Annotated in this window: 18 protein-coding genes, 1 tRNA gene and 2 pseudogenes; 7 read left to right on the forward strand and 14 right to left on the reverse strand. The window is 69.8% G+C overall.

The features are described 5' to 3' along the window. Positions 1–93: 93 nt before the first annotated feature. The gene (locus tag ACIQPQ_RS02820; protein ID WP_401298833.1) at positions 94–1,269 is read left to right on the forward strand and encodes an amidase domain-containing protein; all 1,176 of its coding nucleotides are present in this window, start codon (positions 94–96) and stop codon (positions 1,267–1,269) included. Here the strand turns inward: ACIQPQ_RS02820 and ACIQPQ_RS02825 are convergent. The 3 genes from ACIQPQ_RS02825 to ACIQPQ_RS02835 all read right to left on the reverse strand — a co-directional run bounded on the left by ACIQPQ_RS02825 (position 1,257) and on the right by ACIQPQ_RS02835 (position 4,328). Continuing rightward, the gene (locus ACIQPQ_RS02825; RefSeq protein WP_401298836.1) at positions 1,257–1,874 is read right to left on the reverse strand and encodes a DUF4383 domain-containing protein; all 618 of its coding nucleotides are present in this window, start codon (positions 1,872–1,874) and stop codon (positions 1,257–1,259) included. The two genes, ACIQPQ_RS02820 and ACIQPQ_RS02825, sit on opposite strands and share 13 nt — an antisense overlap. Before the next feature lie 117 nt (positions 1,875–1,991). Further along, positions 1,992–3,461 (reverse strand): hypothetical protein, encoded by a 1,470-nt coding sequence (locus ACIQPQ_RS02830; RefSeq protein WP_401298839.1) that lies wholly within the window; start codon positions 3,459–3,461, stop codon positions 1,992–1,994. Positions 3,462–3,533: 72 nt separating this feature from the next. After that, positions 3,534–4,328: a DUF4097 family beta strand repeat-containing protein gene (locus tag ACIQPQ_RS02835; RefSeq protein ID WP_401298841.1), complete on the reverse strand. Its 795-nt coding sequence runs from the start codon at positions 4,326–4,328 to the stop codon at positions 3,534–3,536. 177 nt (positions 4,329–4,505) lie between these two features. Between ACIQPQ_RS02835 and ACIQPQ_RS02840 the strand changes: the two genes are divergently transcribed. After that, positions 4,506–4,577 (forward strand) — tRNA-Val (locus ACIQPQ_RS02840). Positions 4,578–4,645: 68 nt separating this feature from the next. On the opposite strand, the gene ACIQPQ_RS02845 is transcribed toward ACIQPQ_RS02840, so the two are convergent. From ACIQPQ_RS02845 to ACIQPQ_RS02860, 4 genes are all read right to left on the reverse strand, one after another. After that, positions 4,646–5,032 (reverse strand): hypothetical protein, encoded by a 387-nt coding sequence (locus ACIQPQ_RS02845; protein WP_401298844.1) that lies wholly within the window; start codon positions 5,030–5,032, stop codon positions 4,646–4,648. A 217-nt stretch (positions 5,033–5,249) separates the two neighbouring features. Continuing rightward, entirely contained in the window at positions 5,250–5,462 is a 213-nt protein-coding gene (locus tag ACIQPQ_RS02850) for a DUF397 domain-containing protein (protein WP_401298846.1), read from the reverse strand. Between the two features lie 4 nt (positions 5,463–5,466). Further along, entirely contained in the window at positions 5,467–5,682 is a 216-nt protein-coding gene (locus tag ACIQPQ_RS02855; protein WP_401298849.1) for a DUF397 domain-containing protein, read from the reverse strand. Further along, complete coding sequence (locus ACIQPQ_RS02860) at positions 5,679–6,560, reverse strand: helix-turn-helix domain-containing protein (RefSeq protein ID WP_401298852.1); 882 nt, start codon at positions 6,558–6,560, stop codon at positions 5,679–5,681. The genes ACIQPQ_RS02855 and ACIQPQ_RS02860 overlap by 4 nt, the downstream gene beginning before the upstream one ends. Positions 6,561–6,776: 216 nt before the next feature. Here ACIQPQ_RS02860 and ACIQPQ_RS02865 point away from each other — a divergent pair, with 216 nt between their 5' ends. Both ACIQPQ_RS02865 and ACIQPQ_RS02870 read left to right on the forward strand, forming a co-directional pair. Then, positions 6,777–7,094 carry a recombinase family protein gene (locus tag ACIQPQ_RS02865; RefSeq protein ID WP_401298855.1) on the forward strand — a complete coding sequence of 106 codons (318 nt, stop codon included), beginning with the start codon at positions 6,777–6,779 and terminating at the stop codon, positions 7,092–7,094. Beyond that, positions 7,091–7,672 (forward strand): ATP-binding protein, encoded by a 582-nt coding sequence (locus tag ACIQPQ_RS02870; protein WP_401298858.1) that lies wholly within the window; start codon positions 7,091–7,093, stop codon positions 7,670–7,672. The genes ACIQPQ_RS02865 and ACIQPQ_RS02870 overlap by 4 nt, the downstream gene beginning before the upstream one ends. Before the next feature lie 174 nt (positions 7,673–7,846). Here ACIQPQ_RS02870 and ACIQPQ_RS02875 read toward each other — a convergent pair whose 3' ends face one another. After that, a complete protein-coding gene (locus ACIQPQ_RS02875; protein WP_401298860.1) occupies positions 7,847–8,194 on the reverse strand; it encodes a hypothetical protein in 348 nt (115 codons plus the stop codon). A gap of 137 nt (positions 8,195–8,331) precedes the next feature. Here ACIQPQ_RS02875 and ACIQPQ_RS02880 point away from each other — a divergent pair, with 137 nt between their 5' ends. Beyond that, on the forward strand, positions 8,332–8,841 hold the full coding sequence (locus ACIQPQ_RS02880) for a hypothetical protein (RefSeq protein ID WP_401298863.1): 510 nt from the start codon (positions 8,332–8,334) through the stop codon (positions 8,839–8,841). A gap of 21 nt (positions 8,842–8,862) precedes the next feature. On the opposite strand, the gene ACIQPQ_RS02885 is transcribed toward ACIQPQ_RS02880, so the two are convergent. Then, a complete protein-coding gene (locus tag ACIQPQ_RS02885; protein ID WP_401298866.1) occupies positions 8,863–9,864 on the reverse strand; it encodes a helix-turn-helix domain-containing protein in 1,002 nt (333 codons plus the stop codon). 172 nt (positions 9,865–10,036) lie between these two features. Further along, positions 10,037–11,017: an alpha/beta hydrolase gene (locus tag ACIQPQ_RS02890; RefSeq protein WP_401298869.1), complete on the reverse strand. Its 981-nt coding sequence runs from the start codon at positions 11,015–11,017 to the stop codon at positions 10,037–10,039. A gap of 297 nt (positions 11,018–11,314) precedes the next feature. On the opposite strand from ACIQPQ_RS02890, the gene ACIQPQ_RS02895 reads away from it, so the two are divergent. Then, the gene (locus ACIQPQ_RS02895; RefSeq protein ID WP_401298872.1) at positions 11,315–11,563 is read left to right on the forward strand and encodes a DUF2277 domain-containing protein; all 249 of its coding nucleotides are present in this window, start codon (positions 11,315–11,317) and stop codon (positions 11,561–11,563) included. 117 nt (positions 11,564–11,680) lie between these two features. On the opposite strand, the gene ACIQPQ_RS02900 is transcribed toward ACIQPQ_RS02895, so the two are convergent. Both ACIQPQ_RS02900 and ACIQPQ_RS02905 read right to left on the reverse strand, forming a co-directional pair. Further along, a protein-coding gene (locus ACIQPQ_RS02900) for an IS5 family transposase (RefSeq protein ID WP_401299603.1) occupies positions 11,681–12,501 on the reverse strand; the annotation gives its coding sequence in 2 pieces (ribosomal slippage) (positions 11,681–12,141 and positions 12,141–12,501; 822 coding nt in all). Positions 12,502–12,884: 383 nt separating this feature from the next. After that, a pseudogene (locus tag ACIQPQ_RS02905) lies at positions 12,885–13,214 on the reverse strand (transposase); the annotation flags it as partial. A 41-nt stretch (positions 13,215–13,255) separates the two neighbouring features. On the opposite strand from ACIQPQ_RS02905, the pseudogene ACIQPQ_RS02910 reads away from it, so the two are divergent. After that, positions 13,256–13,852, forward strand: a pseudogene (locus tag ACIQPQ_RS02910) (transposase); the annotation flags it as partial. A gap of 152 nt (positions 13,853–14,004) precedes the next feature. Here the strand turns inward: ACIQPQ_RS02910 and ACIQPQ_RS02915 are convergent. Beyond that, complete coding sequence (locus ACIQPQ_RS02915; protein ID WP_401298875.1) at positions 14,005–14,568, reverse strand: hypothetical protein; 564 nt, start codon at positions 14,566–14,568, stop codon at positions 14,005–14,007. Further along, positions 14,541–20,717 (reverse strand): DNRLRE domain-containing protein, encoded by a 6,177-nt coding sequence (locus ACIQPQ_RS02920; RefSeq protein ID WP_401299606.1) that lies wholly within the window; start codon positions 20,715–20,717, stop codon positions 14,541–14,543. The genes ACIQPQ_RS02915 and ACIQPQ_RS02920 overlap by 28 nt, the downstream gene beginning before the upstream one ends. Between the last annotated feature and the right edge of the window lie 132 nt (positions 20,718–20,849).

Consider the following 20,849-nt stretch of genomic DNA (forward strand, 5'->3'; position numbering starts at 1 on the left):
CGCCACCCGCCCCCCTCTTCACACGGGCCACACATGTCATGCGAAGATGCGCTACCCCGGCATCCCTCCGCCGGGGCAAGAGGGGAAACATCAGTGAAGTCAAGGAAATTGAGCCGGACGCGGCGCCGCGCCGCGATACTCGGGGCGGCGGCCACGTCCGTCGTCGCCGGGGTCGCCCTGCTCCCCAACTGGAGCGCGGGCGCCGCGGTCGTCAACGACCCGAAGGTCGACGCCAAGACCAAGGCCACCTTCCAGCGGCTGGCCGACGCGGTCTTCACCGACCGCACCGAGGCCCTGGTCGACGGTGCGCAGGGGGACGGCAAGAAGACCCGTACCGAGAAGTTCTCCGGTGACGTCAAGCTGTCCTCGAAGCAGGCCCGCACCGAGGACTCCGACCTGTCGTCGCTGGACCAGCGCAAGGAGCGGCTCGCCAAGCTCGGCGAGAAGTACAGCAAGGCCAGCACCAGCGTCACCCTGGACGCCACCAGCGTGAAGGGCCGCAAGGCCAAGGTCGCCGTCACCGAGACCACGACCCTCACCTACGCCAAGGTCCGCGGCGGCGAGCCCAAGACCACCGGCTTCCAGGCCCACCACGAGCTGACGTTCACCGCCGACCGGCGCGGCGACTGGCAGCTCACCGGCATCGTCGACACCGACGAGGGCCTCGCGGTGAACTCGGCCGCCAAGCCCGTCGTCGAGGCGCAGGTCGCGAAGGTCACCACGACCACCCCGGCCGCGCCCAAGGCGTCCACGACGTACCCGGGCCCGGCCAACCCGAAGAACTTCACCGCGAACGGTCTCGACTACAACGCGATGGCGACGTACGCCAAGCAGTACTGGTCGAACTACAACCCCGCCTACCCCAACTTCAACGGGCAGGGCGCGGGCGGTGACTGCACCAACTTCGTCAGCCAGTCCCTGAAGGCGGGCGGCTGGAAGCACGTCCCCGGCTACGTCTACGACTACACGCGCTGGTTCGGCAACGCCGACATCCAGTCGCACTCGTTCGTCGGCGTCAACGAGTGGTCCTGGTTCGCGCAGAACTCCAAGCGGACCACCCCGCTCACCAACGTGTACCAGCTCGACGTCGGCGACGTGCTCCAGGTCGACTTCGACAAGGACGGGTCCAAGGACCACACGATGATCGTGACGTCCCGCAACCGGGGCATCCCGTACCTGACGTACCACTCCACGAACACCTACAGCCGGTCGCTGCAGAGCATCCTCGCGTCCTACCCGACGGCCGCGTACTACGCCTACCGCACCTGATCCGGTCCGCCGGCCGCGGCGTCCCGCCCGGCCGGCAGCTGTGCCGTCTGCCGGGCCCGCTCCTCCGCCATGTCGGGGTGGCGGGCCCGCCAGTAGGGGTTGTCGTGCGGCAGGGCCGATCCGACCCTGCCGTACATCCCGAACACCAGCAGCAGGATGCCGATCACGAAGCTGAGCATGCAGTTCTGGATCTCGAAGGCCAGGAAGTTGTAGTCCGTCTCCAGCAGGGCCATGTTCACGAACCCGCTGAGGATGAAGAGCACGCCGAGCGTCATGTTCAGCGTGGACGCGAGGTTCCCGCCGATGACCATCCCGGCGAGGAGCAGCAGCCCGACGGCGACCGACAGCCAGCTGAGCGCGCCGTTGGTGTTCAGGCTCCACACGGTGTCGCCGCCCGTGTCGAAGAAGCCGATCCGGTCGATGATCCCGAAGATCCCGAAGACGACCAGTCCGAGCCCCATCAGGCCCGCGCCGATCCGGTAGACCCGGTTCAGCCGGTGGTCGACGGGCAGGGCGTCGTCCAGCGTGATCCGCCGCCGGGTCCGCGTGCGCGGGGCGTGGGTGCCGGGCCGGCCGGGGACGGGGTGGGTGGCGTGCGTGGCCATCGGGCCTCCCTGAGGTGCGCTCGCGGGTGACGGCCGTACGTACCTCCAATATCCGCCCGCGGCGCGCGCCGGGCAAACGCCGGGCGGTCGGCGGGCCCCGGTCCGGTGGGGGAGGCCTCAGTGGGCGGTGCCGCGCTCCTCGCGGATGCGGGTGACGACGCCCGCGACGGTCTGCCGGACGGCCTCCGTCTCGGTGAGGAAGTGCCAGTAGTCGGGGTGGCGGCCCTCCAGCGTGCCGATCGCCCGCTCCAGCCGGGCCACCGCCTCGTCCAGCGGGCGCGCGTCCCGCGGGTCCGGGGTGTGCCGTCCGGCCATCGCCAGCCGCTGCGCGTCCCGGATCGCGAACCGGGTCCGCTCGATCTCCTGGCGGGGGTCCTTCTGCACCGCGTTCAGCCGGGTGAGGCGGTCGCCCGCGGCGGACACGGCCTCGTCGGTGGAGTTCAGCAGGGCGCGCGCCGTCGACAGCAGGGCGGTCGCGTCCGGCCAGCGCTGCGCCTCGCGGGCGGCCCGCGCCTCGGCGAGCTTCGCCTCCGCCTGCCGTACGTGCGCCACCGCGTCGTCGGGGACGCCCTGGAGGTCCTGCCAGCAGGCGACCGCGAACCGGCGGCGCAGCTCGCTGAGGATCGGCTCGACCTGACCGGCGCGGGTGGTGAGGGCCTGGGCGCGGGTGCGCAGCGACACCAGGCGGTGGTCGATCTCGGCGGCCGTCTCCGGCAGCCGCTCGGCCTGCGCGCGGACCGCCTCTGCCTCCCGCGAGACCCGCTCGGCGCGCTCCAGGGTCTGCGGCAGGCCGTGCTGCCCCGCGCCCTGGTTCAGCTTGGTCAGCTCCGGGGCGAGGGCGGCGAGGCGGGCGGCCAGGTCGTCGGCGCGCAGACCGGACTCGCGGACGGCGTCCAGCGCGTTCGACGCGGCGAGCAGGGACTGGCGGGCCCGCTCCACGGCGGGCGCGAGCCGGGCGAGCTGGGTCTCGGCCTTCCCCAGCAGCGGTCCGAGCCCGTCGGCGAACCGGTCCAGCTCCTTCCTGACCCGCTCCAGTTCCTCCTTGGCGCGGGTCAGGTCGGTGCGGGCCTGGGCGGCGGCGGAGGCCTCCAGGTCGTCCCGGTCGAGGTCATGGGCGTCGACCGCCTGGATGTACTGGTGGCTGGCCTCGTCGATCCGCCGCCCCACGGCCTCGAAGTCGGCCACCGCGCGGCGGGCGGCGGGGGTGTCGTCGACGGCCGTGATCGTCTCGATGGAGATCCGCAGGTCGCGCTGGGCGGTGTCCAGTTCGTAGAACGCGGCGGCGGCGGCGTCCTTCGCGGCCTGCGCCTCCGCCCGCTGCGTCTCCGCCCGCCCCCCGAACCACCGCCGGGTCCCGCCCCCGGCGAAGGCACCGGGCACGGACAGCACGGCGAGGAGGGGGAGCGCCAGGGCGAGGGCGCCGAGGGTGCTCAGTGTCTTGAGGGGGCTGGGGGTGCTGGGCGCGGCGCTGTCCTCGGCAGCGCTGCCGGTGGTGCCGGTACCGCTGGTGGTGTCGGCCGTGTCGGCGGTGACGTCATGGGCGCGCGGCACCATCGGCGAGCGCGGCCGTGCTGGTGTCGCCGTCACAGTCCCTCTCCCGTGCTGTCGTCCGCCCTGCCGGTGTCATTCTCCCACCATGAGGACGAACACACGGGTCGGTTAGTTTCCGTCAGTTCGGTTTCCGTCCGCGTTCCGGACCGTGACGCTGCCGTCGCCCGAGCGGGCGGACACCCGGTGCGAGCTGCCCTCGTCCCGGTCCACGGACACGTCGACGGAGCCGTCGCCGCTGTCCGCCGCGACGCGGTACGGCGCGCGCGGCAGCGTGATCGTCACCGAGCCGTCGTCGGTCACCGAGTCCACCCGGTCCGGTACGGCGCCGAGGTCGAGGCGTACGGAGCCGTCGGCGCTGCGGGCACTGACCCGGCGCGAGTCGACGTCGGCGCGGACCGAGCCGTCGTCGCTGCGCAGATCCAGGGGGCCGCTGGAGTCGGTGACCCGCACCGAGCCGTCGGCCGTACGGATACTGAGGGCGTCCCGGAACCCGGAGGCACGGACGCTGCCGTCGTCCTCCCGGACCGCCACCGCGACCCCGCGTGGCACCTCGATCCGGTGCCGGGCGTCGCAGTCGGCGAAGACGCCGGAGCAGCGCGTCCGCAGCACCAGCCGGTCCCCCTTCATGGACCAGGTCACCTCCGGCTCCTTCCCGGCCACGACCGAGCCGTCGAACCAGCGGGTGACCCGCACGGTGCCCGCGCGGTGCGCCTCCGAGGCGACGATCTCCAGCGCGGAGTCGTCGGAGTCGACGGTGAGGGTGTGTCCGGTGAGCGTGAAGTCCCGGCGGTCGGGGTCCGCGTCGTCCCCGGCGGACGCGCAGGCGGTGGCCGACGCGGCGAGCGCCAGCACGGCCCCGGTGACGAGGACCGCGCGGGTCCGGACGCTGCTGAGACGGGCCATGGTGTTCCCCCCGGTGTACGGTGCCGCTCCGACCCCTCCGACGGTAGGCACCCGCCGCCCGCCCCACGATCCGGCGAGCGCCCGCACCGGGGGTGGGGCTACCCCCCGGCCCGCTGCCGCCCCCGAAAGGCGTTTGCGGCCCACCCGCGCGGGCCATGTAGTCTGTCCACTCGTTCCGGGTGCGTAGCTCAGGGGTAGAGCGCCTGCCTTACAAGCAGGATGTCGGCGGTTCGAAACCGTCCGCGCCCACCGCGGTCAGAGGGCTCCCGTGTTGTCACGGGGGCCCTCTGGCATGTCACGCGGGCGTTCGACGAGGTTCAGACGAGGCGTACGAACGCCCGCTCCCCGTTGTGGAAGAACACCGTGAGGCCCGGGTCGGCGTTGCCGCGCGTCGACCACACGTCGATCCTCTGTGTGTCCGGGGCCTCCGCCGCGCCGATCAGCCCACCCAGCCACGCGTCCGGCGCGTCCGTGATCGGCGCCCTCGTGTACACGGCAGGCTCACCGTGGACCGGAGCCGTGGGCGTGTCGTGCTTCGCGCCGTCCGCCAGCTGCCCGATCACCTGCCACGTCTGCTCCTTGCCCGCCACCGTCGCGGTCACGGCATACGGGTGCGGGCCGCTGTCCATCACCTCCACCCGCTGGACGTCCGGCGTGTTCTTGAGCAGGTCGACCAAGTGATCGCGTAAATCCGCGGGGCGCATTTCGGGGGTCCTTTCGGCGGAGGCCCGGGCAGTTTACGAGCGGCGGCGGGAGGGGGAGGCCGAAGTGAGGACAGTCAGCGGGAACTCCGGCCCGGTTTGACACGGACGGGTGGTCGGACGTTCAGCGGACACCCGGACGAGCGGCACGAATCGACAGCGAAGCGCGCCCGGCCTTGAGGGGGCGGACGCGCTTCGCTCGCCGGAACGTGGAGGGCGGCTACGGACGGATGAACTTGCCGTTCACTATCCCGCTCGTGAAGGCGTCCCACTCGCCGGGGGTGAAGACGAGGGCGGGGCCGTTGCCTCTGTGCTTGGTGTCGCGCATGGCGACTCGTCCTTCATCAAGGAAGGCGACCTCGACGCACTCGGCATCACCGTTGCTACGGGTGCTCTTGCGCCAGACCGCTCCTGTCAGGTCGGCACTGTTCACTTGCTCAGCTCCTCCGGATGAACTCGCCGTTCACCATGCCGCTCGTGAAGGCGTCCCACTCGCCGGGGGTGAAGACGAGGGCGGGGCCGTTGCCTCTGTGCTTGGTGTCGCGCATGGCGACTCGTCCCTCATTGAGGAAGGCGACCTCGACACAGTTCGCATCACCGTTGCTACGGGTGCTCTTGCGCCAGACCGCTCCTGTCAGGTCGGCACTGTTCACTTGCTCAGCTCCCTTGTTGCCTGCTTGAGGAGGCTCGTACTGTCCGCGTGGTCCAGCGCAGAGCCCCAAATAGCCGTGAACGCCACGTCGTAGCGCTCGATCTCGTTGGGCTTGTCGAGGTACAGAGCCCCGGTGAACCCGTCCACGTAGACCGTGGGCGGTTCGGTGTCCCGGCCGTCGCTGGTGACCGGGAAGCGCATCAGAACGAACGGCCCGGACATGATCCCCATGTGCAGGCCCGCCGAGTAGGGGACGACGCGGATGCTCACATTGTCCAGCTCGTTCAACTCCACCAGCCGGTCCAGCTGGTCAGCCATGATCTTCGCGCTCCCCACCGGGCGGCGAAGAACCGCTTCGTTGAGGGCGACGTCAAGCTTGGGCGGGTCTGTCACGCGGGTCAGCAGTGCTTGCCTGGTGATGCGTACATGCGTCCGTCGTTCCACCTCCGCTTCGTCGCGGTCGGGGTTGGACTCGCGGATCAGGGTGCGGGCGTAGTCCGGTGTCTGAAGAAGGCCGGGGATCAACTCCGATTCGTACCACCGGAGAGTGGCGGCAGCTTCCTCCAGCCCGATGTAGAGATCGAAGCCCTCGGGGATGACGTCGCCGTAGGCGTGCCACCAACCCCTGTTCTTCGTCTCCTTGGCGAGACCCATCAAGCCTTCGGTCAACGTCGCGGGCGCGCCGTAGATCTTGCACATCGCCTCAACATCAAGGCTGCGCAGGGAAGTCTGGCCCGTCTCGATGCGCCAGATCTTCGGCTCTGACCACTCCAGCTTGCTGGCGGCCGCACGAACTGTCAGTCGTGCCTGATTGCGCAGGTCACGGAGATGCCGACCAAGTTGCCGACGCGGAACCGTCGACCCCGTCACTGCTGCCACGCGCACCCCATCTTCCTACGCTTCGGATGCCTCTTGCATCCGATATGTAAGCACCGTCATCTTCGATCCGCAATATCGCATGATCGTTCGAGGATTGCTCAGCGTATTTTTCAAAATGTAGTCTTGCATTTAGTGTCTTCCGGTGCTTCACTCGGCTACTCCAGGCAGATGAACCGCTGCTGTCTGTGATCGTGAGCGCTGTAAGGAGGGCAGGCCGTGAAGCCGCTGATCTTTGGCTACATGCGCGTACCGGATGACATGACCGACGAGGAGGTGCGGCGGAAGCAGGACGACATGACGTGGTACGCGGAGGTCGAAGGCTTCGCCCTGGCAACCGTGTTCTACGAGTTCATGGACGGCGCGATCAACGTCTTCTCGGAGATGGCCGAGGCCGTGAAGCGAGCCGAGGCCGACCACGTGATCGTGCCGGCCTATCGCGACCTCGCCCTCACCCGCCCGCTCCAGGAAGCCATGGCTCTGCACCTGGAGCAGAAGGCGGGCGCTCGGATCGTCAGCTTGGACGAGTGCGCGTGAACCACTACCAGGGCCACGACGAACCCTTCTACTTCTCTCGGCGTGCCCGCTTCGTGGATCAGCTGAACCTGGTGGCGGTCGCCTCCGCGGTGAGCGTGTCCCGTCACTTCGTCCGGCTCACGCTCGGCAAGTGGCAGGCCGGTTCCGTCGAGGGTGACGCCGCCCTTGTCGTCTCCGAGCTGGTGACGAATGCCATCAAGGTGAGCGGTGTTCTCGACCGGCAGCCCACGTGGGCCGAGATGGATGCCTTGGCTCTCGTCACTGTGCGCCTGATCGGTCTCGACGCCAGCATCGTCGTGGAGGTGGGGGACGCGTCCCAGGAGCAGCCCGTCCTTCGACGGCCGGACGGCGACGCCGAAGGCGGGCGCGGCCTGCTGCTAGTCGAGGAGATCGCCGAGAACTGGGGCTCCTATCGGACGCGGCGGGGAAAGGCGGTCTGGGCGGAGATCCCGGTACCGGAGGTCACCCCGTCCGGGTTGCCACGTCGCCGCAGACTGGAGCGCACCGACGTCAGGCCGACGGTGAGGGCGGATGCTTGGCTTCTGCGGAGCCTGCTCGTCGGGCTCCAGGCCCTCTGAGTACCTTCCGGCCTCGCGCTGTTCCCTCGCTCGGGGGGTGCGGGCGACCTTCTCCGTAAGCCGCCGTGCGGCGATCCCTCTGTCGCGTCGGTCCATGCCTGGCTGGGGCGGGCCCATGAAGGGGGTCGGACCGTCCCTGTGCCTCTTGTGTGTCGCCCACGTGCGGCGCTCCGGTCACGCCCCGTCCCCGTCCGGCGGCAGCGCCGGCGCGTGTTTCAGGCGCATGCGGGCCTCCACGCGGGCGGCTGCGGTGATCTCTGTCCAGAAGCGGTGGCCGGAGACGAAGACCGCCAGTTCGTGTTCGCGGCGGCGGAGTTTTTCCACCTCGGCCTGTTCGTCGGGGGTCCAGCCGGGGGAGGCGGGGCGCTCCACCTTGCGCCAGCCGCCGTCGTCCGTGAAGCCGTCGAGCGGTTCGACCGACCAGGGCAGGCGCTTCAGCAGGGCCGACAGCTCGGCCCGGACCTGATGCAGCTCCTCCTGACCGGCGCGCAGGTCGCTCGGAAAGTCATAGGTCTCAGCCACATCGGCAATAGTACGCCTGTTCGAATTTGAGTCGCGAGTTCTCCGGTGGGGTTCATGTGTTCGAGTGGGGGTGGTTCCGGGGTGGCTCAGTAGGGTGGGCCGACGCGTCGAGAGGTGCTCGGAGGGGGAGGGGCGGCGTGGTGTTCGGGGAGCGGGGCGGGTTCGGGCTGGAGTTCCATGTCGAGCGGGACCCGGGGCTGCTGTGTGTGGACGTCTTCGTCGGCGGGCTCCACGTCAACGCGTGGGACGACGCCTTCTATCCGCCGCTGCTGGTCAAGAAGCTCAGGGACGAGGCGGGGCGGTTCCGCGAGCCTGCCGGGCCGGTGGAGGGCTTTGTCTCCGTGGGCGAGGCGTTCCGCCTGGCGGAGGGGGAGTGGGAGGGGGGTGCGTCCGGTGTCGGGGGCGCCGAGTTCGCGGCGTGCCGGTTCCTGGACTGGGGCGAGTGCACCGACGGCGTGCTCGCGTTCGCCTTTCCCGACGGGGAGCGGGTCCACCTCGCCTGCCGGGTGCACGGGGACGACGGGCCGGGGCCGTCCGCGGCGGTGACCGTGCGGCGGACCGAACTCCTGGCGACGCTGGAGCAGGGGCTCGCCGTGGCCGGACGGGAGTGGTCCGCGCGGCTCGCCGTGCTGAGGGCGCGCGACTGAGGCACGCCCCGCGGGTGCCGCTCAGTCGCGTCCGCTGCGGATCAACCGCCGTTCCATCAGGGTCAGATGGACGCGGAGGCGGCCCTCGGGGGTGCGCAGGGGCCAGCCGAGGAGGCGTTCGGCGTGGTGGAGGCGGTCCTGGAGCGTGGAGTGGTGGATGTAGAGGGCGGTCGCCGTCGCCCGTACCGTGCCCTCCGCCGTGTACGCGGTCAACGTCGGTACCAGCCACGGCACTTCGGCCGCCGCCTGGTCGAGGGCCGTGAGGTCGGCGGAGGGGGCGGAACCGGAGTCCACCGCGGCCGCGAGGTGCAGCAGGGTGCCCAGGTCGTCGGCGTGGACCACGCGGGGGCCCGGGTCCTCCGGGGTGCCCTCCGCCGCGAACCGCAGCGCCGTACGGGCGAGTTCGGCCGAGCGGGGGAGTTCGCGGGCCGGGACGACCGGGCCGACGCCGATCCGGCGGTCGGTGGGCAGCTCCACCCCGGGCAGCAGGATCGCCCGCTCGCAGCCGCCGAACGCCAGCACCCGTGCCGACGACCGCTCGGTGAGCCCCAGCCGCCGGGCCGCCGAGATCCGCGCGTCCGGCGCCGCGCGCGGGTCGAGGACCGTCTCGGTCAGCGCGCAGTCCCGTTCCGGCACGATCGGCGCGACGCCCCGGACGCGGGTGATCACCAGCCCCGCCACCATCGTCGCCCGCTCCAGCACCATGTCGTCGACGAGGTCGCCGTCCCGCTCGGTCTCCAGCCACAGCGTCGCCGTCGGCACCAGGCTGGCCGGGGCCGACCGCCAGCGGGGGTCCGCCGCGTGGTCCGCGTCCTGCCGGGTGCCGTCGGGAAGGACCCGGATCAGGATGCGGTGGCCGGGGTCGACCAGCCCGGCGGGCACCCCGCAGAGCACGGCCGCGCCCCGGACGACCGTCTCCAGCCCGGCCCGGGACTCGGCGAGCCGGTCGAAGTAGGCGATGACGTCGAGCGCCCTGCCCGCCGACGCGTCGACCGCCGCCAATCGCTGTGACAGGTTCTGCATCCTCGAAGTCTCCGCCGTCCGGTCCCGCGCATCAAACCCCCGGCGCCACGTGACCCGTGTGCACGGGCCGCGCCGGGCATCCCCCGTACCCCGCCGGGGGTAACCCCGTACACCTCCGGGTGTGCCTCCCCCGTACACCTCTGGGTGTGCCCCCCGTACACCTCCGGGTGTCTCACTCGCCGAGCAGGCGCCGCAGCCAGCGCAGCCGGGCGTCGCGGGCGGCCTGGGCGAGCGCGGACTGCGGGGCGAGCTGGTCGAAGCCGTGGAAGGCGCCCGGCCACACGTGCAGCTCGGCCTGCCCGCCCGCCTGCCAGATCCGGCTCGCGTACGTGACGACCTCGTCCCGGAACGTCTCCGCCGTGCCCACGTCCAGGAACGCCGGGGCCAGGCCCGACAGGTCCTCGGCGCGGCCCGGCGACGCGTACGCCGACGGCTCCTCGCCCTGCCCGGTGCCCGACAGCCACGCCTCCCAGCCGGTCCGGTTGGAGTCCCGGTCCCACACGCCGAGGCCGGTCATCTGGAGCGCGGAGGCGGTGTCGTTGCGGTCGTCCAGCATCGGGTACAGCAGCACCTGGCCCAGCACGCCGACCTCCTTGGTGTCCCGGTCGCGCAGCGCCAGCGCGGCGGCCAGGTTCCCGCCCGCGCTGCCCCCGGCGAGCAGCACGCGCCGCGGGTCGCCGGAGATCCTGTCCGCGTTGCGCGCCGTCCACAGCAGGCCCGCCCACGCGTCGTCGAACCCGGCCGGGAACGGGTGCTCGGGCGCCAGCCGGTACTCGACCGAGACGACCACCGCGTCCAGCTCCAGCGCCCATTCCAGCGCGGTGTGCAGGCCGTAGCGGTTGTCGCCCATGATCAGGCCGCCGCCGTGCGTGTGGTAGATCACCGGGCGGGTGCCGGTGAGGCCGCGCGGCCGGACCACCAGCAGCGGCACGTCGGGCGCGCCGTCCGGACCGGGCGCCGTGTGCTCCTCCACCTCGAAGCGCTCGTCGGCGGTGAGGTCCGCCAGGGTCGGGGTGAACATCCGCAGCACCTCCCGCTCGGCGGCGAGCGTGTCCAGGGTGATCCCGGTGGCGAACGAGGTCTGGCCGGTGGCGGCGAGCGCGGCGGCGAGTTCCGGGTCGAAGGGCGGCGGGGGCGGCGGGGTGGTCGGCATTGTGCGCTCCTTGAGGGGGGGTTCGGGAGGTCGGGCGGGGCCGGTGTGCGCGCCCACGGCCAGCATGGGACGGCGTGGGCCGGGGGCGTACCCGCCACACGACGGCCACCACCCGCCGTTCGGCGGCCGGGCGCGACGGGGGCGTGGAGGGGAGACGCGGAGGGGAGGTGCGGAGGGGCCGCGGACAGGTCCCTGCGGTTCCCGGGGTCCCTGCCGTCCCCGGGGTCCCTGGGGGAGTCACCCACGGGTCTCCCGTAGGGGGCGACGGGACGGGGGCGGTGGGGTGAGACTGGAGTCATGTGCCGGAGCATCAAGACCCTTCGTCCGCCCGCCCTGCCCGAAGAGGCCACGGACGACGAGATCAGGGCCGCGGCCCTTCAGTACGTGCGGAAGGTGTCCGGGTTCCGGGCGCCCGCCGCGCACAACCGGGAGGTGTTCGAGGAGGCGGTGGCGGCCGTCGCGGCGGCGACCACCGCGCTGCTGGACGGCCTGGAGATCCGCGGCCAGGGCGGACAGGCCCGCGTCCCCGCGTCCGACAGCGCCTGACCGGAGGCGGGCGGCTGCGCAGGACCGCAGGGCGGCTGGCTGCGTAGGACCCGAGGGCTACGGAGGACCCCAGAGCTACGGGTCCTACGGGAACCGGGCTGTGCCGCCTTAGAAGAGCTAACAGAAAGCTTTGACGCGGGGGTAGGTGATCAGGGAGCAGGCCAGTTTGAGGAGGGCTTCGTGGATGTCGTCGCGGATCTCCCAGCGGATCCGTAGGCGGCGGAAGCCGTGGATCCAGGGGTTCGTGCGCTCTGCTGCCCAGCGGACGGCGCCGAGTCCGGAGCCATGCGGGGTGCCGCGGCGGGCGGTCACCGGCTTGATGCCGCGCTGCCACAACAGGCGGCGGTACTTGTCAAAGTCGTGGCCGCGGTCGGCGAACAGCTGCCGGGGCCGGTGACGTGGCCTTCCGGTGCGGCCCTTGATGTGGGGTATCGCCTCGAGCAGGGGCAGCAGCCGGGTGACGTCGTTCCGGTTGCCACCTGTCAGTGTGATGGCCGGCGGAATGCCGTGTCCGTCGGTGATCACGTGGTGTTCCGAGCCCGGTCCGTCACGGCCGACCGGGCTCGGCCCGGTTTCGGGCCGCCCCGGCGGGCCTGGTGGTGTGAGCCGTCGATCACCGCCCGGGACCAGTCCAGCTTCCCGGCCTGGTGCAGCCCGGTCAGCAGCACCTCGTGCAGCCGGTCCCACACACCGGCCTCGTTCCAGTCCCGCAGCCGACACCAGCACGTCATCCCGGAGCCGAACCCGAGCTCCTGCGGCAGCCACTCCCACTGGATGCCCGTATGCGGCACGAACAAGATCCCTTGCAGGCACTCGCGGTCATTCAGCGGCAGCCGGCCCGGATTCCGCACCCGCCGGGACCTGACCGGGAGTAACGGTTCGATCCGCACCCACAAGTCGTCCGCCACCAGCCACGGCGGGCCCTTCGCCTTCCCCATGCCCTGCCCAACAAGCTGGAACGGCAAGAGACATAGGCGCCCGAGCGCTTTCTGTTAGCTCTCGGACCAGCAGACGGCTGAGCCTGCGCACACGAGAGGACCCGAGCCGTGGCCCGCAGCCTTGACGACGATGCGCCTCGCCGGATCAGCGACGCCGGTGACCAGCTGAGTGCCGAACAGCGGCAGGTCGAAGCCGATGAGCACGCCTTGCTGCGCAAGCTAAGGCAGGGTGTGTCAACTTAACGGCCAATCTTGGTTGTTGAGGTGTCAGTTGCTATTCGGGGTCAGGCGGCCTTCGAAGGCGATCTGGAAGGCGTTCAGGGGCGCCTTCCAGCGCATGGTCCACCTCTTGCGGCCCTTGCCGGCCGGGTCCAGGCTCATCTGCCGACGGTGTCGCGCGGCACCCTCACCTCCACCGGGCCGACATCGGTCAGCACGGTCTTCGCCCGGGTCCCGTTGCGGCTGCTGCCGTTGTTCTTCCCGGCCGGATCGTGCTTCTCGTAGCCGACGTGGTCGGTGATCTCGCCCTCCAGGGCGGACTCCAGCACCCGCTTGGTCAGCTGCTGCAACAGCCCGCCCTCGCCGGTCAGCTGAAGCCCCTCGCTCCGGGCCCGGTCAACGAGCATCGCAACGAGCTGCTCGTCCGACACTGAACTCGACGGCGCCTGAACCACCTGCTCGGCCTGCTCGTTCTCCACGGCGGTCTCCGTCATCGGACGTATCTCCTTGATCATCAGATCCGCCGTTGATCAGACACTCCCTTCTCCGGCAGCTCTTGCGGGAGAAGGAGGGACGGGACGGCGAGCCGTCGGCCTGCGTGATCGACGCTCAGAGCGTCAAGACCTCCACCAGCTTCCATGCCTCTGGCCAGGGCGTCGATGCCGGGAAGAAGATCGTAGGCCGGAAGCGGAGCATCGTCACCGACACGCTCGGACTCCTGCTCGCGGTGCTGGTCACCGCGGCGAGCGCGCAGGACTCCGTCGCCGGTACCACGCTGCTCGACCGGGTCGCCGCCGAGCACCCCGGCATCCGCAAGGTCTGGGTCGACGGCGGCTGTCGCCGGCACCTCGTCGAGCACGCCGCCATCCTCGGCATCGACATGGAGATCACCACCCGCAAGCCCGGGACCAAGGGGTTCGCCCCGATGCCGAAGCGGTGGGCGGTCGAGCGGACCTACGGCCGGCTCATGCTCCACCGCCGCCTGGCCCGCGACTGCGAAACGCTGCCGACCCGGTCCGAAGCGGTGGTCCACATTGCCATGACCGACCTCATGGCCCGCCCCGTCACCGGCGAGAACACGATCTCCTGGAGCGACCCGAAAGAGAACACCGAACATGCCATATCGGGATGAAAAACAGGGCGAAAACGGCCTCTAACGATCCAGGCCCACAAACTCCTCGTGCCGTGTCACGTGCCGCAGGCGGCAGGTGACACGGCACGAAGTTGGCCAAACCATGGCCATGGCGACAGATCAGGGGAACCAAAGCGTGCTGACGGCCCCGGTCACTGTCGCTGATCCGCAGGGCATGACAACTGCTCGTCGACTTCTCGCGCGGTCACCGAATCACCCTTGATCGTCCAGTACTTGTCGCCCGCGCTGCTGTCCGCGGCCTTGCTGAGGTCGACGAGGTCTCCCACGGAATCCTCCTGGTCCCGGTATGTCACGGACACATCGACAAGGGGCAGAGGCCCGGCGGGAATGCCAGTCGCGGAGACCTTGCGGTAGCCGACTGACGACCACAGCCGTAGCAACCCGTCGGCAGCGTCGGCTCCGGAAGGAGCGTCGCCCCACCACAGCAGCCTTTCCTTCCTCGTGTCGCTGCCTGGGTCCCAGACTTCGACACGGGACAACTCGTCGCCGGGGCACACGGGCACCTTGACCTCGACACCTGCGGGCGTGACCCGGAAACCCAGTAGCAGGGCATCGTCACCTGGGTGTTCGGGCGTGAGACCGCAGGACGTGCTGAGGGCTGCGAGCAGAAGGAACGTGGCACCGCCGCGGACTGCACGAGCACTCTGTGACGGGCGCCCCGAAGGGATCAACATCTGTAGCCTCCACTGCGCCATCCCGCCCGCCGCTCCCACCGGTTGCCGCAGGGATTCGACCCTGCACGCAGGTAGCGGATACCGAAGCCCAGACCATAGCGAAGCCACTGGGCCCTGTGTGCTTTTTCGTGTCTGATCCGGTCTCTTGTGAGGTAGGAGCGGTTGTTGGACGTGAAGTACGTGGTGCCGAGAGTTGTGCCACCACGTGCGTGGAGGCCCCATCCACCTCGGCAGACCCTCATGCCGTACCGGTAGCTGCACTTGTATCCCGCCAAGCGACCGACACCAGCGAGCCCGTAGCCCAGCCCACGGGCCCCTAGACGGCGGACCTTCTGGTACCGCCAGAACTTCCATGACCAGCGCTTTCCGTCGAGGTCGTACTGGTTGATGGGATCTCCGGGGTAGGCGTAGGCGTTGGCGCCGCCGCCGTAGACGGGGTCGATGGACAGGAAGCGTCCGGTGGTGGGGTTGTAGAGACGTGCGCCCATGAGGGTGAGCCCGGTGAGGGTTTCGGTGGAGCGTTGTTTGGCGCCGAGCCAGTTGTAGCGAGTAGCTATCTGGCCAGGGCGGGGGTTGCCGTATTCGTCGCTGTCGAGGGCGGCGGGGGCTTGGGTGATGTCGAGGGGTAGTTGGAGAGCGATGTCACCGTGGATCGTGCTGAGTTGAAGGGTGACGTTGCCGGTCTTGGCGGTGGTGGCGGCGAGGTCTCCGGAAGTGGACTCGATGTTGCGCGTGAGTGCGCCGGTTCCGGTGTCTTCGATGATCCAGCGGGGGTTGTCGCCGTCGCTGTCGTAGTGGTTCAGCTTGGAGGCGGTCTGCGTCCAGGTGCTGCCGCTACCGGTTTCGGTCTTCCAGGAGCGGAAGCGGTGGGCGGCGTCGAGTTGCCAGGTCTGGCGGTTGCTGCCGGTGGTCTGCTGGTAGGAGAGATCGTTGGTGTAGTAGCTGATGGTGCTGCCCGGCAGAGCGGTGGTGCGGCCGAACGTGTCGTAGGCGTAACCAGAGTCGGCCAAGCGGTCGGCGCTGTCGTATGCGTAGTTGGTCGTGGTCGCCGCGGTGGAGGTGCAGGCGCTGGAGGGCGCGGCGGTGGAGGTGGCCAGGGCGGTGCGGTTGGTGCGTTTGTCGAAGGTGTAGGCGTGGCGGGTGCAGACCTCGCCGACGGTGTCGTCGGTGGTGGTGAGGCGGCCGGCCTTGTCGTAGGTGTGTTTCTGTGCGGACCAGCCCTGGTGGCTGACGACCTGGCCGTGGGTGTTCTCGGTGACGGTGTCGGTGTAGACGCTGGTGGCGTCGCTGTCTCGGGTGTAGGCGCGTGAGGTGGTGGCGCCGGTGGTGTCTTCGGTGATGTTGAGGGTGTAGCCGCCGGGGAGTTTCTCGGTGGCGAGTGAGCCGTCCGCGTCGTAGGTGGCTGTGAAGTCACCGGCGACGGAGTCGCTGGTCTTGGTGACCAGTCCGCGGGGCTCAGCGGTGGGGTTGTAGGTGTAGGTGACGGTGGAGGGGACGGTGTCGCTGACCTTGACCGGTCGGTTGAGGTTGTCGTACTCGGTGGTGGTCTTTCCGCTGTCGGCGTCGGTGTAGGAGATGAGGCGGCCGAGTTTGTCGTAGGCGCTGGTGATGGTGCCGCCGGTGGTGGAGGTGACCTTGGTGACCTTGCCGGTGGCGGGGTCGTATTCGTTGGTTGTCTCGGGGATGGCCTGGCCGAGGGTGGCGGTGACGGTCGTCTTCAGGGGACGGCCGGCGCTGTCGTGGGTGGTGCTGGTGGTGCGGGTCTGGCCGCCCGATGTTTCGGTGACCTTGGTGGTCTGGCCGAAGTAGCCGTATTCGGTGGTGGCGTCGGGGAGGGCTGTGGGGTTGGAGCCGCCGCCGGTGATGGCGCCGGCTGCGGCGGTCCGGCAGAGCTGGTCGGCCCATTCGGGGCGGCCCTGGCAGGTTCCGGTGCCGGTGGCCGTCCAGTACTGGCTGGTGCGGGTGGCGGCGTCGGAGCTGGTGGAACCGGGCAGCGCCTGGGAGATGACCCTTCCCTGCGCGTCGTAGCCGGTCGTGGTGGTCAGGTTCAGGCCGCCGGAATCCTGGATGGTGGCTGTGGGCAGGCCCTTGGCCCAGTCGTAGTGGGTCTCGTTGACGCGTTGGTCGCCCATGACCGCGTCGTAGTCACGCACCCGGGCGCCGGTGGTCTCTTTGGTGACCTGGTCCTTGATGACGGCGGTGCCGTCGGTGGGGCGGTCCTGGTCGTAGTTCTTGACCGTCCAGGTCCGCGCAGGGACGGAGACGCCGGCCTGGACCAGGACGGTGGAGCCGTCCTTGAGGTCTTCGCTGAGATCGACGCGGTGGATCGGTCCGAGTTCCTCCAGCTCGCGGGTGCCGGTCGCATTGAACAGCGATGTCGTCGACAGCGACATGGCTCGCTCGGCGGGTGAGCGGGCGATGATGCCGAGGTCGGTCAGGACTTCTCTGTCTGCCGCTGTGGTGCCGAGGGCCAGTTCGCGGTTGGCCGCGGTCAGTTCCCGCACCGTGTTGCCGAAGCGGTCGAACTCGGTGGCCGTGATGTGCTTGCCCGGGGTGGCAGTGTTGACCTCGCGGCCGGACGCGTTGAGGTAGTGCACCGTCGCGCGGCTGTAGCCGGTGGCCGACAGCTGTCCACCGTCGTTGGACGGGGGAACCGAGTCTGCGGGAAAGACCGCGGTGGCGTCGGAGGGAGTGTCGCTCTGGCCCCAACCGGCCACATCGGATGAACCCATGGCGTGAGGCGCCTTGGTACCGGTCAGCGGCACGCCGTAGACGATGCTCGTGACGGCGTCGCCATGAGTAGTGTCAGCCGTACCCTGCTGGAGCGCCGGGCGGGAGACCTGCAACAGCATCCCCTCGCCGGCGGTCGTGCCTGTGCCCGCGTTGCCGTAGGTGAAGGTGTACGGGAGTTCGCCGGCCGGTTCGAGGCGGGTGACACGGCCTTCTGAGGAGTAGGCGTACTGGGTCTGGGCCTGCTGTCCGAGACGGGTGTCGAAGGACTGCCGCAGCCGCCCGGCGGAGTCGTAGCGGTAGCTGGCGACAGGGGTGGCGGTCGCGGCGGACGCGCCGGGCTGGGTGGCCCAGAGCCTGATCTGCTTGACCTGGCCGGTGACATCGCCGAAGTCCGCGTCCCCGGCGGTGCCGGTGGCCGTGGTCGCGGTGGCGTAGACGTACTCCAGGACCCGGCAGCCCTTGGTGGCGGGATCGGCCTCGCAGGCCGCCGTGGTCGCGGCCGTCGTCGGCGCGATGATCCGTTTGGGGCGAGCCAGGGTCTTCCCGGCGATGTCGACGGTCTCGGAGACCACCTTGGTCGTGGCGTTGGCCAGCCCGTCCAGCAGCGTGGAGGACACCTGCCAGGTGGTTGCCGCAGCGGACGGCTTGGCGAACGTGGTCACCGTGCCCTCGGTGTCGGACAGAGTGAACGTGCCGTTCGCACCGTCCCGAAGAGTGAGGTCCTCCGCGCCGGGTTCGGAGATCCAGCCGGTCTTCGCCGCGTTCGCGGTGAAGTGAAGGCTGTCGCCCTCGGACAGGACCACGTCGACGGCTGTGGCAGAGACGGACCGCAGATGGCTGTAGTCGGACTCGGACTCCTCCGCGACCGTGCCGGCCACCCACTCCTTACCGAAGATCGCCGCCTGGCCCTCCAGCTTGGCTCCCTGGTCGGGAATACGGGAGGACGCCGACCGTGTCACGCTCATCCCGAAGAACGACGCGTCGGTCTCCGACAGCGTGTGGTCGCCGGTGAGGAGGTTCACCGAACCCGGACCCACCTCGGTCGCCATCGCACCGTCGGCATTACGGTCCACGACCACGGTCAGCGGCGCGGTGGCGGCAGTGGCCGCGTTGGGACCGGTGAAGTCGGCCTTGACCTGGACGGTGCCGTCCGGAGCGACCGTGGTGGAAGCGTTCCAGACCAGAGGTGCGTTCTTCCCGCCTGACAGGGCGACCGGCCAAGTGCTCAGTGCGCTGCCGCCGGAGGTGACATGCCCGGCCGGGATCGGTGTCCAGTTGTCGGCCTCGGACCGGCGCCAGGAGAAGGACACCTTGTCGTACTTGGACGCGTCGGCCTCCGCGATCAGCGGGAGCCGGCGCGCGGTGCGATCGCCTTCGGCCGGCTGTACGAACCCTCCTGGGCCGACCTGGAAGGTGTATTCCCTCGCCTCGGACCGGTTGTCGGCCTTGTCGACGGCCCGCACCTGCAGGGTGTGCGATCCGTTCTTCGCCGGGGTGACGGTGATGTTCTTCGCCGCAGCGCCCCCGCTGGTGCCCACCTTGGTCCAGGTCACACCGTCCAGTGACCACTCCAGCCAGTTGTGGTCGGCAGACGGAGGGGTCACCGTGAAGACGCCTGCCTGCCCGGCGCCCTTCACCCATTGTCCGCTGGGGTAGTCCGTCGAGGTGATCTGCGCCGGCGCTGAGGGAGCGGCGGTGTCGACCGTGAACGTCTTCCACGCCGACCAGCCGGTGTTGTAGTGGACGCCGTCATAGGGCGAGGTGCGGAACTTGTAGGTCTTGCCGTTGGTGAGCACCCCCGACGGGACAGTCACCGAAGCTGCCTGGCCCGATGCCACGTACTTGGACACGATGACGTCGCCGACCTGTGCGTCCGTGGCACTGTCAAAGATCTGGAACGTGCCGTTGACCTTGTCCCCGTCGGCGTCGACGAACGTGTCACGCAGCGCCGGCGTGAGCGTGTTGACCGTGTAGGCACCACTGTAGGAGAAGAACGGCGGACCGGCCTGCTGCTTCGTGCCGGTACGCGGCCGGTAGTTGTAGTTCACCACGAGCTTCGGGGGGTTGGACGCCGCGTTCGCGGAGTTCACCCGCTTCCATTGCGGCACCGTCGACTCGTTCGTCGCCCGCACACCCATGTGGCCGCGGGTGGCCTTGGCTGATGCCCACTCCTGCACCAAGGGCGTCACATCGGCGTTGATCCAGCCATCGGGTGCCGAGGTGCACGAGGGATTGCCACGGGTCTCGGTCGAGGTGGCCTTCTTCGCCGTCATCGTCGGCCTGTTCGTCCACCGGCTCGACGTCGACGCCGCAGGTGACGACCACACTTCCCAGGACTGTGCCGAGCAGTCGGTGTTGCCCGAGTGGAAGTTCCACAGGCTGAGCTTCGCGCTGGAGATCAGCGCATCCGCGACGGGGGACGTGTTCCAGCTGACGAAGGACTGCGCGGTGCGCGGCGTTCCGTCACCGTTGGTCGTGCCCGGATTGCCGAAGTCCAGTTCCGTGTCTGTGGACAGGTCGACCGTCTCGCCCTGCTGGACGTAGGTGTCGAAGACGTTCGACAGCGACGATGTCGACGGGTCCACGGTGACCGGGTACCGGGTCCGGGGGTCCGCCAGGAACTTCGCGTCCGGCGTGATCACCAGGTCCACGCCGTTCTTGTTCTGGACGACCTTCATCGCGACCCGGGCCCGGTTCACGTGCTCACCCGAACGCTGGTCTACGGCAGCGTCCCACATCACCGGCGCGGGCATGACAGCCCGCTTCGCGTTCTTCCTACCGGTGAACACCACACTGCCGTCCGCCAACTGCTTGGCCTTCAGGCCCTTTGCCCTCAGCGGCAGCGTGTACGCATAGTCTCCAGCGGGCCTCTTCTTGACCTCCACGAACTGCTCGAAACCGGTACGGGTGGCCTCCACCACCACATCCGCGCCCGGCACCGCCTCTCGGTACTCCGCGCGCGTGCCCTGCAGCGTAGGCTCGGGCAATCCGCCTTTCCACTGGAGCGTGATCTGCTCACTGCCCTCGCCCAGTGTCACCAGGTCGACGGGCGTAGCCCGCTGAGCAGCCCCCAGTGACGCCGCAGGTGTGCCGCTACGGCCCGCGAGCCGCAGACGGTTGGGGTGCGCGACCGGCGCCACCCCGTTCCCCGACTTCCGCAGGTTCACATCGACATCGATCCAGCGGCCGTCCTCCTCGAACCGGACCGGACCTGCCGACAGTTCAGTCGTCAGACTCCCATCCGCATTCACCCACGTCCGTGACGTCTCAGTACGCTCCGACAACGCCTCCACCCGGCGGTCCGCCAAGCGCGCCGCAACCCTCGCCGACACGATGTCCGCCGCACTCGAAGCCGCCGCGGCCTTCGGCGCCGGCGCCTTCTCAGGCGACCCGTCCGGCGTCGCCGAGGCCACCCCCTCCATCAGCGACACCGACATCAGCACCGCAAGCCCGCCCGCTACGAGGCGCAGACTCCGACTTCGTTCCGACCAGAACCGCCCTCTCACTTCGGAAGAGGGCAGCTCATCCACAGATCTCACGAATCTCCCTGCCGATCAGACATGTAAAGG

Origin of the sequence: Streptomyces sp. NPDC091281, assembly GCF_044757425.1 — a bacterium.
Lineage (GTDB): Bacteria > Actinomycetota > Actinomycetes > Streptomycetales > Streptomycetaceae > Streptomyces.